13 protein-coding genes are annotated in these 15,101 nt (G+C 63.5%); 7 read left to right on the top strand and 6 right to left on the bottom strand.

All coding sequences use genetic code 11. The features are described 5' to 3' along the window. Window positions 1-3: 3 nt before the first annotated feature. The 3 genes from AC27VQ_RS11155 to AC27VQ_RS11165 all read right to left on the bottom strand — a co-directional run bounded on the left by AC27VQ_RS11155 (window position 4) and on the right by AC27VQ_RS11165 (window position 4,142). Window positions 4-2,130: an RNA degradosome polyphosphate kinase gene (locus AC27VQ_RS11155; protein WP_313522444.1), complete on the bottom strand. Its 2,127-nt coding sequence runs from the start codon at window positions 2,128-2,130 to the stop codon at window positions 4-6. Between the two features lie 181 nt (window positions 2,131-2,311). After that, window positions 2,312-2,998 (bottom strand): DnaA regulatory inactivator HdaA, encoded by a 687-nt coding sequence (gene hdaA / locus AC27VQ_RS11160; protein ID WP_488716298.1) that lies wholly within the window; start codon window positions 2,996-2,998, stop codon window positions 2,312-2,314. A gap of 22 nt (window positions 2,999-3,020) precedes the next feature. Continuing rightward, window positions 3,021-4,142 (bottom strand): AI-2E family transporter, encoded by a 1,122-nt coding sequence (locus tag AC27VQ_RS11165; RefSeq protein ID WP_488716299.1) that lies wholly within the window; start codon window positions 4,140-4,142, stop codon window positions 3,021-3,023. 204 nt (window positions 4,143-4,346) lie between these two features. Between AC27VQ_RS11165 and purM the strand changes: the two genes are divergently transcribed. Together purM and purN are read left to right on the top strand one after the other, a co-directional pair. After that, window positions 4,347-5,420 carry a phosphoribosylformylglycinamidine cyclo-ligase gene (gene purM / locus AC27VQ_RS11170; RefSeq protein WP_488716300.1) on the top strand — a complete coding sequence of 358 codons (1,074 nt, stop codon included), beginning with the start codon at window positions 4,347-4,349 and terminating at the stop codon, window positions 5,418-5,420. Then, on the top strand, window positions 5,417-6,046 hold the full coding sequence (gene purN, locus AC27VQ_RS11175) for a phosphoribosylglycinamide formyltransferase (protein ID WP_488716301.1): 630 nt from the start codon (window positions 5,417-5,419) through the stop codon (window positions 6,044-6,046). Before purM ends, purN begins: the two co-directional genes overlap by 4 nt. A gap of 5 nt (window positions 6,047-6,051) precedes the next feature. Here purN and AC27VQ_RS11180 read toward each other — a convergent pair whose 3' ends face one another. Together AC27VQ_RS11180 and AC27VQ_RS11185 are read right to left on the bottom strand one after the other, a co-directional pair. Continuing rightward, entirely contained in the window at window positions 6,052-6,654 is a 603-nt protein-coding gene (locus tag AC27VQ_RS11180) for an NUDIX domain-containing protein (protein ID WP_488716302.1), read from the bottom strand. A 19-nt stretch (window positions 6,655-6,673) separates the two neighbouring features. Next, window positions 6,674-8,791: a molybdopterin-containing oxidoreductase family protein gene (locus AC27VQ_RS11185; protein WP_488716303.1), complete on the bottom strand. Its 2,118-nt coding sequence runs from the start codon at window positions 8,789-8,791 to the stop codon at window positions 6,674-6,676. Window positions 8,792-8,892: 101 nt separating this feature from the next. On the opposite strand from AC27VQ_RS11185, the gene AC27VQ_RS11190 reads away from it, so the two are divergent. The 3 genes from AC27VQ_RS11190 to AC27VQ_RS11200 are packed head-to-tail and all read left to right on the top strand — an operon-like array spanning window position 8,893 to window position 11,128. Next, the gene (locus AC27VQ_RS11190) at window positions 8,893-9,756 is read left to right on the top strand and encodes a 23S rRNA (adenine(2030)-N(6))-methyltransferase RlmJ (RefSeq protein ID WP_488716304.1); all 864 of its coding nucleotides are present in this window, start codon (window positions 8,893-8,895) and stop codon (window positions 9,754-9,756) included. Between the two features lie 48 nt (window positions 9,757-9,804). Next, complete coding sequence (locus tag AC27VQ_RS11195; RefSeq protein ID WP_488716305.1) at window positions 9,805-10,524, top strand: ribonuclease T2 family protein; 720 nt, start codon at window positions 9,805-9,807, stop codon at window positions 10,522-10,524. 13 nt (window positions 10,525-10,537) lie between these two features. Next, on the top strand, window positions 10,538-11,128 hold the full coding sequence (locus AC27VQ_RS11200; RefSeq protein WP_488716306.1) for a glutathione S-transferase: 591 nt from the start codon (window positions 10,538-10,540) through the stop codon (window positions 11,126-11,128). An 83-nt stretch (window positions 11,129-11,211) separates the two neighbouring features. On the opposite strand, the gene AC27VQ_RS11205 is transcribed toward AC27VQ_RS11200, so the two are convergent. Continuing rightward, the gene (locus AC27VQ_RS11205) at window positions 11,212-11,853 is read right to left on the bottom strand and encodes an outer membrane protein (protein WP_313522390.1); all 642 of its coding nucleotides are present in this window, start codon (window positions 11,851-11,853) and stop codon (window positions 11,212-11,214) included. Window positions 11,854-12,225: 372 nt separating this feature from the next. On the opposite strand from AC27VQ_RS11205, the gene AC27VQ_RS11210 reads away from it, so the two are divergent. Both AC27VQ_RS11210 and uvrC read left to right on the top strand, forming a co-directional pair. Further along, entirely contained in the window at window positions 12,226-12,978 is a 753-nt protein-coding gene (locus tag AC27VQ_RS11210; RefSeq protein ID WP_488716307.1) for an SDR family oxidoreductase, read from the top strand. Further along, window positions 12,975-15,023, top strand: coding sequence for an excinuclease ABC subunit UvrC (gene uvrC, locus AC27VQ_RS11215; protein WP_488716308.1), 2,049 nt, complete (start codon window positions 12,975-12,977; stop codon window positions 15,021-15,023). The genes AC27VQ_RS11210 and uvrC overlap by 4 nt, the downstream gene beginning before the upstream one ends. Window positions 15,024-15,101: the final 78 nt, after the last annotated feature.

A 15,101-nucleotide genomic window follows, 5' to 3' on the forward strand; every position in this document is an offset into this window, starting at 1 on the left:
CCGTTATTTCTTCCGGCGGCCTTGCCAGCCCGCGATCGCCTTCGGTGCGGAGGACTTCAGGGCTTCACCCCGGCCCGACAGGCTGGGATTGGTCATGAAGTAGTGCTGAGCGTTGAACGGCTCGGCACCGGGCTGCACTTCCATGCGCCGGGACGTTCCGTCCGCCAGAATCTCGTAGCTCTGCTGGTTATCGATGAGATTGCCCAACATGATCTGCGAGAGAACCTGCTCATGCACAGTCCGGTTGATCAGAGGCACGAGTGTCTCGACCCGCCGGTCCAGGTTTCGCGGCATCATGTCCGCCGAGCCTATATAGACCAGCGCCTTGTCGGAGGGAAGCCCGTGGCCATTGCCGAAGCAGAAGATGCGGGAATGTTCGAGGAAGCGGCCGACGATGGATTTGACGCGGATATTGTCCGAAAGGCCGGGCACCTGCGGGCGCAGGCAGCAGATACCGCGCACCACGAGATCGACGGCCACGCCGGCCTGGCTGGCGCGGTAGAGCGCGTCGATGGTTTCGGGATCCACAAGCGAATTCATCTTCATCCAGATCGCCGCCGGTGCGCCGTTCTTCGCATGCGCGATCTCCTCGTCGATGTGACGCAGGATGCGCGGGCGCAGCGTATAGGGCGAGAAGGCGAGCTTCATGCCGGCCTCGGGTTCGCCGTAGCCGGTGATGAAGTTGAAGATGTTCGCCATGTCGCTGGCGATCGTCGGGTTGCAGGTGAAAAAGGACAGGTCGGTATAGATCTTCGCCGTGACCGGGTGATAGTTGCCGGTGCCGAGGTGGCAATAGGTGCGCAGCTTGCCCTCCTCGCGCCGCACGACCATCGACATCTTGGCGTGGGTCTTGAGTTCGATGAAGCCGAAGACGACCTGCACGCCGGCGCGTTCAAGGTCGCGCGCCCAGCGGATATTGGCCTCTTCGTCGAAGCGGGCCTTGAGCTCGACCAGTGCCGTCACCGACTTGCCGGCCTCGGCCGCGTCGATCAGCGCACGCACGATCGGGCTGTCGTTGGAGGTGCGGTAGAGCGTCTGCTTTATCGCCAGAACGTCAGGATCGCGCGCAGCCTGGAGAAGGAACTGGACCACCACGTCGAAGCTTTCGTAGGGGTGGTGGACGACCATGTCCTTTTCGCGGATGGCGGCGAAGCAATCACCGGCGTGCTCGCGGACGCGTTCGGGAAATCGGGCATTGTAGGGCTCGAACCGGAGATCGTTGCGCGGCGCCTTGGTGATTTCCGACAGCGTGTTGAGGGCGAGCAGGCCGGGCAGCACGGCGACACGGTTGTCTGGCACGCCGAGCTCGCCGACCACGAAGCGGCGCAGCGATTCCGGCATTTCGGAATCGGTCTCGATGCGGATCACCGAACCTCGGCGGCGGCGCTTCAGCGCGGTCTCGAAGAAGCGCACGAGGTCTTCGGCCTCTTCCTCCACTTCGATATCGCTGTCCCGGATAATACGGAACGTGCCCGAGCCGCGCACGATATAGCCGGGGAAGAGTTTTCCGATGAAGAGCCCGACGGCATCCTCCAGCGTGATGTAGCGGATCGCGCCCTTGGCATCCGGCAGACGCACGAAGCGGTCGAGAGCGACGGGCAGGCGCAAGAGCGCCGTCATCGGCTCCTTGCCCATCGTGCTGTCGAGCTGGAGACCGATGGAGAAGCCGAGGTTGGGAATGAAGGGGAACGGGTGCGCCGGGTCGATGGAGAGCGGCGTCAGCACCGGGAAGATCGATTGGGTGAATTCCTGCTGCAGCCAGACCTTGTCCTCGCTGGACAGCGCCGTGGGGCGGACGATCAGGATGTCTTCCTTGGCGAGATACTGCTGGAGCACGGCCAGCGAGGCCTGCTGCTCCATCTGGAGATTGTCGATTTCCTTCAGGATATCGTCGAGCTGCTCGGCCGAGGTCTTGCCGTCCGGGCTGCGGATGGCGATGCCCTGGCGCACCTGGCCTTCGAGGCCGGCGACGCGCACCATGAAGAACTCGTCGAGATTGGCGGCCGAGATCGACAGGAAACGCACGCGTTCCAGCAGCGGATGGGCGGTGTTGAGGGTCTCTTCGAGGACGCGGCGGTTGAATTGCAGCCAGGAGAATTCGCGGTTGATGAAGCGCTCGGGGCTCGCCATCAGGGCTTCGACATCGATGCCCGATGCTTCCGGCTTCACGCCCTCGGCCGGATTTTCGGAAGAAAGGTCCGGGTTCGCCGTATCCATGAGAAGTCCGCCCATTCTGCCGTCACATCGGACGGAAACGATTTCCACTTTTTTACGAAGCGCTTAACCCAGTTTGACGACAGAACTGTGACAGTCAATCCTCGCCGCCGATCATCTCGCCCAGAACCTCCTGCGCCAGCGTGCGCGTGATGCGGCTGCCGCGGGCGAGCGCCAGACGGTCGAGCCGCTCGACCAGCGTCTGCGCTGCCTCCAGCGAGCGCTCCATGCGCGCCACCATATAGGCGACAAGCCTGTCCTCGACGAAAAGTTGGCGGTCGGCGAAGAGCTTGACGATGACTTGGGACAGCAGTTCGTCGTCGGGTTCGCCGATCTCGACCACCGTCGCGGCCTTGAGGCGCGAGCGCAGGTCCGGCAGCTCGACCGGCCAGGACATCGGCCAGAGCCGGCTCGTGATGAGCAACGTGTGGCCGTGCTGGCGCACATTGTTGATGATGTGGAAGAGCGTGCGGTCGTCGAAGCCGGTGCGGTCGGCATCCTCGATCAGCACGGGGCCGTGTTCGGCCGCTTCCTCCGCGCCCGTACCGGCCTTCGCCTCGATCAATGTCGCGCCGGCCTTTTCGCGCCAGATCGCGGCGAGGTGTGACTTTCCCGAGCCGACGGGGCCGGCGATGATGACGACGGGTGCGGGCCAGTGCGGCCAGGCGTCGATCATCGCGACCGCGGCATCGACGGGCTCGGCGATCAGCAGGTCGTCGCGGCCCGTTGCCGGGTCGTGTCCGAAGGCGAGCGGCAGCTGCTCGGCTTTAATGCGCGAAGTCATGGCTTTACTCGGATACTCTCACTCATTCGCCGTCCGGCGTGCTCTCTTCCAAGAGAATGGGTTTGCTCGCCCCATAATAGAGATCGCTGTCAAGGTAGCGCGACAGGCCGAAGCGGACAAGCACGCCGACGGCGGCGGCGGCCGGCACCGCGATCATCAGGCCGACGAAGCCAAACAGGGCGCCGAAGGCGACGAGAGCAAACATCAGCCAGACCGGATGCAGCCCGACGCGCGAGCCGACCAGCTTCGGCTGAAGGATATTGCCCTCGATGAACTGACCGGAGAAGAAGATGGCGGCGATCAGCACGACCATCCAGTAATCCGGCCAGAACTGCACGATGGCGACACCGATGGCAAGCACCAGGCCGACCAGCGAGCCGACATAGGGAACGAAGCTGATCAGGCCGGCGAAGAGGCCGATCAGCAGGCCGAAATTGAGGCCCGCGAAGGACAGGCCGATACCGTAATACAGACCGAGGATGATGCAGATGGAGCCCTGCCCGCGCACGAAGCCGGAAATCGCCGCATCCATCTCGGCGGCGATCTGGCGGACATTGCCGACATAATCGCGCGGCACCCAGCTGTCGACCTTGGCGATCATGCGGTCCCAGTCGAGCAGCAGGTAGAAGGCGACGACGGGCGTGACGACGAGCAGCGAGACGATGTTGACCAGCGCCATGCCGGAATTCCACAGCTGCTTGAAGACAGTACCGAGGAAGCCCGCCCCTTCCGCGAGAATGGAGGAGAAGCTCTGTTTGATCGTGCCCATCTGGCTGCTGATCCATTTGGGCAGCAGGTTGGGATTGAAATTGGCCACCAGCTCCTGAAGCTGCGTGACATAGCCGGGCAGCTTCTGCAGGAAATCGGCGGCCTGCGTGGCTAAGAGCGGGATGACGATCATCAGCGACAGCGCGAAGAGGATGACGAAGGCGACGAGGATGACCACCGTCGCCATCATGCGGCTGAGCCCGATGCGCTCCAGCCGGTCGGCGACGGGATCGAGGAAATAGGCGAGCGCCATGCCGGCGATGAAGGGTAGCAGAATATCGCTGAAGACGAGCAGGAAAAGCACGAAGAAGACGAAGGCGATGAGCCAGAAGATCACCTGCCGCTTCAATCCCGCGCCGCTGATATGGGCTGCCATCGTGCTCTTCCTCGTGTTTTCCATCGTCGCCGCTATGGGATGGAGATAGGATGCGCGGCGGATTGCGGTCAAGGCTCGGTGGGCGAATGCGCCACCGTCACGGGTAAATCGGTGAAAAAAGCCCTGATTTCCCGGCATTCGTCTTGCACTTGCCGCCCCATCATGCCAATCGGGCGCGCAGAGCCTGAAGTCGGAGACGAGAGCATGAGCCAGTCGGAAAAGAACGGTCTGACCTATAGCGATGCGGGCGTCGATATCGACGCGGGCAACCTGATGGTCGAGAAGATCAAGCCGGCCGTGCGCTCGACGCGCCGCCCCGGTGCGGATGGCGAGATCGGCGGCTTCGGCGGCCTGTTCGACCTGAAGGCCGCCGGCTTCAAGGATCCGGTTCTCGTTGCAGCAAACGACGGCGTCGGCACCAAGCTGAAGATCGCCATCGATGCGGACCGCCACGACACCGTCGGCATCGACCTCGTCGCCATGTGCGTCAACGACCTCGTGGTGCAGGGTGCAGAGCCCCTCTTCTTCCTCGACTATTTCGCCACCGGCAAGCTCGACCCGGATCAGGGTGCGGCCATCGTGCAGGGGATTGCCGAAGGCTGCCGCCAGGCCGGCTGCGCGCTGATCGGCGGCGAAACCGCCGAAATGCCCGGCATGTATTCGCATGGCGACTACGACCTTGCCGGCTTTGCCGTGGGTGCCGCCGAGCGCGGCCAGCTGCTGCCGGCAGGCGACCTTGCCGAAGGCGACGTCATTCTCGGCCTCGCCTCCTCCGGCGTACATTCCAACGGCTATTCGCTGGTGCGCAAGATCGTCACGCTTTCCGGCCTCGCCTGGGATGCGCCGGCGCCGTTCGACGCTTCCAAGACACTGGGCGAAGCCCTGCTGACACCCACAAAAATCTATGTGAAGCAGCTGCTGAAGGCGATCCGCGAAACGGGTTCCATCAAGGCGCTGGCGCACATCACCGGCGGCGGCTTCCCGGAAAACATTCCGCGCGTGCTGCCGAAGCACCTTGCTGCCGAGATCGATCTGGATGCCGTCAAGGCGCCGGCCGTGTTCTCCTGGCTTGCCAGGACCGGCGGCGTGGAAGCCAAGGAAATGCTGCGCACCTTCAACTGCGGCGTCGGCATGATCGCCGTCGTACCGGCCGACAAGGCGGATGCGGTCGCCGCCGTGCTGACCGGCGAAGGCGAGAGCGTCTTCCGCCTCGGCCGTATGGTCGCGCGCGAAGAGGGTGCCGCCGGCACGATCTACAAGGGCACGCTCGCCCTATGACGAGCCCGGCCCGCAAGCGCGTCGTCGCCTTCATCTCCGGCGGCGGCTCCAACATGCTGGCTCTGGCGAAAGCCGCCGAAGCGCCGGATTTTCCGGCCGAAATCGTCGCAGTCTTCTCCGACAAAGCCGATGCAGGCGGGCTCGCAAAGGCGGAAGCGCTTGGCATTCCGACCCGCACCTTCCTGCGCAAGGATTTCGCCAGCAAGGATGCGCATGAGACGGCAATCCTCGCCGCGCTTGCGGATTACCGTCCGGACCTTCTGTGCCTCGCGGGCTATATGCGCCTCCTCAGCGCGGATTTCATCCGCCCCTATGAAGGTCGCATCCTCAACATCCACCCTTCCCTGCTGCCGCTCTTCCCCGGCCTGCACACGCACCAGCGCGCCATCGACGCCGGCATGCGCGTCTCCGGCTGCACGGTGCATCTGGTCAATGCCGGCATGGATGAAGGTCCGATCCTGGCGCAGGCCGTCGTGCCGATCTTGGATGGCGATACAGCCGACAGCCTTGCGGCGCGGGTTCTGGTGCAGGAACACGCGCTCTATCGCCGGGTTCTCGCCGGCTTCGCCGCCGGCACGCTGCCGGGCGGCACCGATCCGGCGCAAAGCGTGCTTTCGCTCGGCTGAGATTCTTATGTCGGAGCGAATTCGCTCCGATTCAGCATCAGCCATTGCAGCAGCATGATCGTCTTGGAATCGACAATGCCGCCCGAGGCGATGAGGCCATAGGCCTCGTCGATCGGCATTTTGATCACCTCGATATCTTCCCCCTCGCCTTCCACGCCGCCGCCCTTGCCGTCGCGCTTGCTCGCGTCGATATGCGCGGCAAAGCAGCTGACGCGCTCGGTGAGCGTGCCGGGGCTGGAATACATGTCGAAGAGGTGGCGCACGTCGCGCACCGCATAGCCGGTTTCCTCCATGGCTTCGCGGGTGACGGCCTCTTCCGGGCTGTCGTCGTCGAGCAGGCCGGCCGGCGTTTCCAGCAGGAAGCCATCCGGGTGACCGCCGAGGAAGGCGCCGGGGCGGAACTGGCGCACGAAGATCACCGACTGCCTGACAGGATCGACCAGCAGCACGGTCGCGGCCGCACCGTGGTCGTGCACCTCGCGGTCAAGGAATTCGACGCGGCCGTCGGCGCGGGTCTGCTCAAGCACGAGCGTCTGCAAATGGATGAAACGCTTCCACACCGTCTGCTGGTCGACGATGCGGATGGCGGATGAAGCGGGAGCCGTCATGATAAATCCTTGCTGGACATCAGGTCGTCTTGCGCAGCCAGACGCGATTGTCGTGGAAGGCCGCGCCGCCATAGGGTGCGACGGGATCGGCGCCGGTCAGCACGTTGATGCCCTCGCCGTCGAGATGGGCGGAGTTCGGCCAGATGCCCTCGGCGATCAGCACGCCGGGCTTCACGACGTCGCTCACCTTGGCATGCAGGCGGATATCGCCCCTGACATTGCCGAGCTGGACGATATCGCCATCGACAATCCCCTGCACCGCGGCGTCCTCGGGATGGATCATCACCTCCGGCCGGCCCTCACGCTCACGCGAGCTCTTGGTCTCGGTGAAGGAGGAATTGAGGAAGGTGCGGGCCGGCGAAGTGCCGAGGCGGAACGGATGTTCGTCGTCCGCCTCCTCGATGACCGTCACGTAGTCCGGGAACGCCGGCAGGTACTCATGCGGGCCAAAGGCGCCGAGCACCTTGGGCGGCTTATTGGGGGCCGGCGTGTTCGTCCAGTCGGGGCGGAAGCGGAATTTTCCGTCGGGGAAACCAAAGCCCTTGCCGAAATGCGCGGCCTCGAAATCCGGCTGGCAATCGATCCACTTTTCTTCCTTCAGGCCGTCGAAATCCATCTCGTAGTAGGGCAGCATCTTCGTGATGTGCTCCTGCTCCGACAGGCCGAAGCCGGGCATATCGGCAACCCCCAAGCGCTTGGCCAGCTCCTCGATGACGAAGAGATTGGTGCGCACCGTCGCCGGCGGCTCGACGAGCTTGGGGCCGAGGATGATGTGCTGGTGGCCGCCGCCGCGATAGATGTCGTCGTGTTCAACGAACATCGTGGCGGGCAGCACGATATCGGCAAGTTTCGCCGTGTCGGTCATGAACTGCTCGTGCACCGCGACGAAGAGATCGTCGCGCAAAAAGCCCTGTTTGACGAGGCGCTGTTCGGGCGCGACGTTCACCGGATTGGTGTTCTGGATCAGCATGGCGGTGACGGGACCACGGTCCCGCAGGGCGACGGCGTCGCCGGTCAGGATGCGACCGACCTGCGACTGGTCGAGCATGCGGATGTCGGGATCGACGAATTTCGAGCCCATCAACTCCGCCTTGCGCAGGTGGAAGATCGCGGAATTGCTGTGGAACGCGCCGCCGCCTTCGTATTGCCAGGAGCCGAGCACGGTGGCGATGGAGAGCGCGGCATGCATGGAGACCGCGCCGTTGCGGCTGCGGGTGAAGCCGTAGCCGAGGCGGAAAAAGCTCTTCTTCGTCTGCCCCACGAGGGCGGCAAAGGCCTCGATTTCGGCGACGGTGAGACCAGTGATCGCGGCGGCCCATTCCGGCGTGCGGGTGGCCAGGTGCGCTTCAAGGCCGGCGGGATCGTCGGCGAATTTTGCCATATAGGCGCGGTCGGCATAGCCATCGCGGAAGGCGACATGCATGACGGCGCAGGCGAGTGCGGCATCCGTGCCCGGGCGCAGCTTCAGCGCGATATCCGCCTGCTTCATCGTCGGGTTGTCGTAGATATCGATGACGACGATCTTGGCGCCGCGCTCCTTGCGCGCCTTGACCGCATGGGTCATGACGTTGACCTGCGTGGAGACCGCATTGGTGCCCCAGATCACGACGCAATCGGACTTCGCCATCTCGCGTGGATCGGGGCCGCGCAAGGTGCCGGCGCCCATGACGAAGCCGGTCCAGGCCGGGTTGGTGCAGATCGAGTCGAAGAAGCCGGAATAGCGCTTGGCGTGGCGCAGGCGCTCGATGGAATCGCGCTGCACGAGGCCCATCGTGCCGGCATAATAGTAGGGCCAGACGGCCTCGACGCCATGGGCCTGCTCGGCCTTGACGAAGCTTTCGGCAATCGCATCGAGGGCCGCTTCCCAGGAAATATCCGCCCATTCGCCGCTGCCCTTGGCGCCCTTGCGCACCAGCGGCTTCATCAGGCGGTCGGGATGGTAGAGGCGCTCGGCATAGCGCGCGACCTTGGCGCAGATGACGCCGGCCGTGTAGCTGTTGTCAGCGCTGCCCTTGACGCGTCCCATGCGGCCATCCGCGCCGATCTCGACATCGAGCGCACAGGTGGAGGGACAGTCGTGCGGACAGGCCGAATGGCCGATGCGCGGTTTTCCGAGATGGGGGGTCGCAACGTTCATGGCTTTTCTATATTGCAGAGCGCTAGCTGCCAAAAGGCAAATCATTCTACCATCGCAACAATTCATCGTCGCATCAGAGCGTTTGATCGCGCGGGGTCCGCATGAACTATCGTCACATCTACCACGCCGGCAATTTCGCCGACGTCCTGAAGCACGCCGTGCTTGCCCGCCTCGTCGTCTATATGCAGGCCAAGGACAAGGCCTTCCGCGTGCTCGACACCCATGCCGGCATCGGGCTCTACGACCTCTCCAGCGAGGAGGCGCAGAAGACGGGCGAATGGCTCGACGGCATCGGGCGCTTGCTCGCCGAGGACCTGCCGCCTGCGGTGGCCACCGTTCTTGAACCTTATCTCAAGGTCGTCAACGAACTGAATCCGGAAGGCGGGCTAACCCATTATCCCGGCTCGCCAAAACTGGCGCGCATGCTCTTCCGCCCGCAGGACCGGCTCTCGGCGATGGAGCTGCATCCCGACGACTACGAGACGCTGCACCGCCTGTTCGACAACGATTTCCAGAGCCGCATTACCCATCTCGACGGCTGGCTGTCGCTCGGTGCGCATCTGCCGCCGAAGGAGAAGCGCGGCATCGTGCTGGTCGATCCGCCCTTCGAGATCGAGGGGGAATACGAGCGGCTGGTGGACGGGCTGGAGAAGGCCGTGCGTCGCTTTCCCGGCGGGGTCTATTGCCTGTGGTATCCGATCAAGAAGAACGCGCCCATCGCCGACTTCCACAAGGCGCTGAAGGAGACGGGCATTCCGAAAATGCTTTGTGCGGAACTCACGGTGAAAAGCGACCGCGGTTTAGCGACGGGGCTGACCGGTTCCGGCCTCATCATCGTCAACCCGCCCTATACGCTGAAGCAGGAACTCGACGTGCTGCTCCCCTTCCTCAAGGAACGTCTGGCGCAGGATCGCTTCGCTTCCGCGCGGTCGTTCTGGCTGACAGGCGAGACGAAGGCCTCTTGACCTTTGCCGTTCGGCGGCAACAATCGCGCGCCGAACCGGGAGACCTCCATGACGCCTTTGCTTCGCGCCCGATCCGCCCTGCTGGCCCTCGCCGGCCTGCTGGCGCTTGCCGGCTGCGGCGAGGAAAAACCGGCCGAAAAGCCGCGCAAGGAGGAAAGCCGCAAGGTCCCACAGACGCAGGCAAAAATCCCTGTCGGCAAGGGGTTTGATTTCTACGTTCTCTCGCTTTCCTGGTCGCCCAGCTGGTGCGCGGAAAACGATGCCGGCGGTAAGACGCAGCAATGCCGCAGCGGCAACGACTACGGTTTCATCGTGCACGGCCTCTGGCCGCAGAACGAGCGCGGCTATCCGGAATTCTGCCGCACGCGTGAATCCGACCGCGTGCCAGACAGCCTCGGCCGCACCGTGCTCGACATCATTCCCTCCATGGGCCTCATCGGCCACCAGTGGCGCAAACACGGCAGCTGTTCCGGCCTCAGCCAGAGAGATTATTTTTCGGTGGTCCGCGCCGCCCGGGAGCGTATCCATATCCCCAAGAGCCTGGAGCCGCAGCGCGATGACATCAGCTCATCGCCCGATGCGATGGAACAGGCCCTCATTGCCGCCAATCCCCGCCTCGATCGCAAGGGCATCGCCGTCACCTGCGCAGGCGGGCAACTTGAGGAGATCCGCGTCTGCATGACGCCGGATCTCTCCTTCCGCCCCTGCCCCGAGGTCGACCGCGCCGCCTGCCGCGCCAAGTCCATCGAACAACCATCCATCCGCTAACCAGGACCCGCCCATGAAGATCTTCTATTCCACCACCTCACCCTATTCCACCAAGGTGCGCATGGCCGCGCATTATGCCGGCCTGCCTGCCGAATCGGTTGCCACCGATACCAATGCGGACCCAGCGGAACTGCTTGCCGCCAATCCGCTCGGCAAAATACCCGCCCTCGTGACCGACGATGGCCTTGCCGTCTATGACAGCCGGGTGATCATGAACTACATCGACCGCCAGACCCGCGGTGCGCTCTACCCGCGCAATGCGGCCAAGCGCCTCGAGGTCGACGTGCTGGAGGCGACCGCCGACGGCATCTGCGACTGCCTGCTCGCCATCGTCTACGAGCGCCGCTCGCGGCCTGAGGAGAAGGTGCACCAGCCGTGGATCGACCGGCAGTGGGAAAAAGTCGAGCGCGCGCTCGATCATCTCGAAGCCAACATGCCGCGCCTGGCGAAGAAGCCGAATGCCGGCCATTTCGCGCTCGCCGCCATGCTGCGCTATATCGAGCTGCGTTTTGCCGGCAAGTGGCAGCGCGGCCGGCCGAAGCTGAAGCGCTTCCTGTCACGCTTCGAGGCGGTTTTCCCCGATTATGCCAAGTTCAAGGATTGAGGCGATCCTCGCCTCACTCGAACGGGCAAACAAAAAGGCCGGGCTTCCGCCCGGCCTTTCCGTATTGCAATACCGTTTAAGGCTTAGAACTTGACGCCGAGACCGACGCGAACAGCGTGGTCCTGGAAGTCCGACTTCACCTTCGTGCCGCCGAGGTTGTAGTCCTTGCCCTGGTAGTCGCTGTAGCGATATTCGACGCGCGCCGTGACGTTGTTGGTCACGAAGGCTTCGACACCGGCGCCGGCGGTCCAGCCAACCGACGTGTTTTCGTCCTTGGCGTTGCCCAGCTTCATTTCGGTGTTGGTAGCAGCAACACCGGCGGTGCCGTAAACGAGAACCGGGTTCAGGTCCACACCGACGCGGCCGCGGATCGAGCCGTTCATACCCTGCTTGGCCGACAGGCCGTTGTGCTTGGAATCGACGCCCGAGTAGTTCAGGTCGGCTTCGCCGCCGTAAACCAGCTGGCCGCTCTGCATGTTGTAGCCGCCATAGACGCCGCCGCCCATGCCGTTGGCCTTGGCGTCGCCCTGGCGCTGGAAGTCACCGCGCTGCCAGCTTGCCGTACCACCGGCGTAAGCACCGGCCCAGTTGCCCGAGGCAACCGGCTCGACATATTCCGAGGCCGGAGCCTGCGGAACTTCGTCGATGGCGTCAGCCGCGTGAGCAGCCTGGAAAGCGACCATCGAAACGGTGGAAGCGATGAGGGTGGCGATGAGTGTACGCATGTTATTCTCCTTTACTAAAACGACGCCCTCTCTTGGGAGGCTGTCGGGCGTCGTCATTTCCAATTCAGTCCCGCCCGGTTGAGGTGAAATTGAATAAAGATTGAGGAAATGAAAGAGCCAAAATGTGAAATCATTGTGGCACGGCCATGGCACAATTTGGATGTGGCTTTTGCGCACCAGGTAAATCGTTAACCATGATTTCAACAATGGAAGAAATCGGTAAAATATACTTCAAATTACTTTGAAGTGCCTTTTGCGGTTAATTTTTCCGCAACCAATTGTCATGGGGAGTTTAAGCCTGCGCCGGGATGTCTATATCTTGGGCCGGTTAATCAAATGAATCGGCAGGACGGACAGTTCTTGAAGAAACCCATGAAAACGGCCCTCGTGACGGGCGGCGCAAAACGCATCGGCAAGGCCATCGTGGAGGATATCGCCGCGCACGGCTTTGCCGTCGCCATCCATGCAAACGAGTCTCTCGAGGAAGCGGAGGCGCTCGCCGCCACACTTCGGGCGCGCGACCGGACGGCTTGCGTGGTGCAATGCGACCTTTCCGATGGCGCCGCGACGGCGAGGCTGATCGACAGGGTCGTCGCCGCACTCGGGCCGCTCGATCTCCTCGTCAACAATGCCTCGCTGTTCAAGCCGGATACGGTCACCGCCTTCGACGATGCGCTGTGGGAGCGGCATTTCGCCGTTCATGTGAAGGCACCGTCGATCCTCGCGCGTGACTTCGTCCGGCAATTACCTGTCGGTGCCGCCGGCTCGATCGTCAACATCGTCGACCAGCGCGTCTGGAACCCGACGCCGCGCTATTATTCCTACACGCTCTCCAAATCCGCCCTGTGGATGGCGACGCGCACCATGGCGCAGAGTTTTGCGCCGCATGTGCGCGTCAACGCCATCGGCCCCGGCCCGTCGCTGCCGAACGAGCGGCAGGACGACGCCGATTTCCAGGCGCAGGTCGAGGGTCTGATCCTGCGGCGCGGCCCCGATCTCGACGAATTCGGCCGCACAGTTCGCTTTTTGTTCGACACGCCGTCCATAACGGGGCAAATGATAGCGCTCGATGGCGGGCAGCATCTCGCCTGGGAAACACCCGATGTCAGGGGAATAGCGGAATGAACGGCCGGAAGGTGGAGGATGGCGGCATCCTCTACGACGAAAACGAGACGGACGAGGACTACGAGCTTCCGGAAAGCCCGGCGGCGAGCGTTGCTGAGCCTGTCGCCGCCACGCCCGGCATCGACTGGAACGAAGGCGGCGACCTGCCCGAGGGCGTCACCGGCGCCGATCTGATCCAGCATTTCGTCAACCGCCTGCCCAACAGCCCCGGCGTCTACCGCATGTTCAATGCCGACGGCGACGTGCTCTATGTCGGCAAAGCGCGCAGCCTGAAGAAGCGCGTCTCGAACTATGCGCAGGGCCGCGTGCATTCCAACCGTCTTACGCAGATGGTGCGCCAGACGGCGAACATGGAATTCGTGACGACGCGCACGGAGACCGAGGCGCTGCTGCTCGAAGCCAATCTCATCAAGCGCCTACGGCCGCGCTTCAACGTGCTCTTGCGCGACGACAAGTCGTTTCCCTATATCCTGCTGACCGGCGACACCAGGGCGCCGGCGATCTTCAAGCATCGCGGCGCGCGCAGCCGCAAGGGCGACTATTTCGGGCCCTTCGCCTCTGCCGGTGCCGTCGGCCGCACGATCAACTCGCTGCAACGCGCCTTTCTGCTGCGCACCTGCACCGACAGCGTGTTCGAAAGCCGCACGCGCCCCTGCCTGCTCTACCAGATCAAGCGCTGTTCCGGCCCCTGCACCAATGAGATCCGCGATGCCGACTATGCCGAGCTGGTGCAGGAGGCGAAGGACTTCCTTTCAGGCAAGAGCCAGAAGGTAAAGGCGCATATGGCCGAGGCCATGAACGCCGCCGCCGAAGACCTCGATTTCGAGCGCGCCGCCGTCTATCGCGACCGGCTGGCGGCGCTGTCGCATGTCCAGAGCCACCAGGGCATCAACCCGGCCGGCGTGGAAGAGGCCGATATCTTCGCCATTCACCACGAGGGCGGCATTTCCTGCATCCAGGTGTTCTTCTTCCGGACCGGGCAGAACTGGGGCAACCGCGCCTATTTCCCCAAGGCCGATCCGCAGCTGACGGGTGCGGAAGTGCTCAATGCCTTCCTTGCCCAGTTCTATGACGACAAGCCCTGCCCGCGGCAAATCCTGTTGTCTGAGACGGTGGAGGAGCTCGACCTTCTCGCCGAAGCGCTGTCCGAGCGCTCGAACTACAAGGTGACGATTTCCGTGCCGCAGCGCGGCGAGAAGAAGGACCTCGTCGATCATGTGATCGCGAATGCCCGCGAGGCGCATGGCCGCAAGCTGGCCGAGACCGCCTCGCAATCGCGCTTGCTCGAAGGGTTTGCCGCGACCTTCAAGCTTCCAACCGTACCGCGCCGCATCGAGATCTACGACAACTCGCACATCATGGGCACCAATGCCGTCGGCGGCATGGTGGTGGCGGGGCCGGAAGGTTTCGTGAAAAGCCAGTACCGTAAGTTCAACATCAAATCGACCGACATCACGCCCGGCGACGACTTCGGCATGATGAAGGAAGTGATGACCCGACGCTTCTCCCGTCTGATGAAGGAAGAGGGCCTGCCGGACCGCACGATCGACCAGAGCACCGACGCCGCCGACCAGCCCTTCCCGGCCTGGCCCGACGTCATCCTCATCGACGGCGGCCAGGGCCAGATGACGGCGGTCAGGGCAATCCTCGAAGAGCTTGGCATCACCGACCAGGTCATCGCCATCGGCGTCGCCAAGGGTGCGGACCGCGAGGCCGGTCGCGAACGCTTCTTCATGCGCGGCATTCCCGATTTCTCGCTGCCGCCGCGCGATCCCGTGCTCTATTTCGTGCAGCGCCTGCGCGATGAGGCCCACCGCTTCGCCATCGGCTCGCACCGCGCGCGCCGCAAGAAGGAGATGGTGAAGAACCCGCTGGACGAGATCGGCGGCATCGGCCCGACCCGCAAGCGCGCCCTGCTCCAGCATTTCGGCACCGCCAAGGCCGTCTCGCGTGCCGCCATGGTCGATCTCATGGCGGTATCGGGCATTTCCGAGAGCGTCGCCCGCATCGTTTACAACCATTTTCACGATGATGCGGCGGGTTGAAAACCTTGGCTCAACAAACAAAACAGGGCGCTGAATTTCTCTAGCGCCCTGTTTCCGACATACCTCGCGATGCAGCAT

Source organism: Shinella sp. 20P9.1.1 (assembly GCF_057798995.1).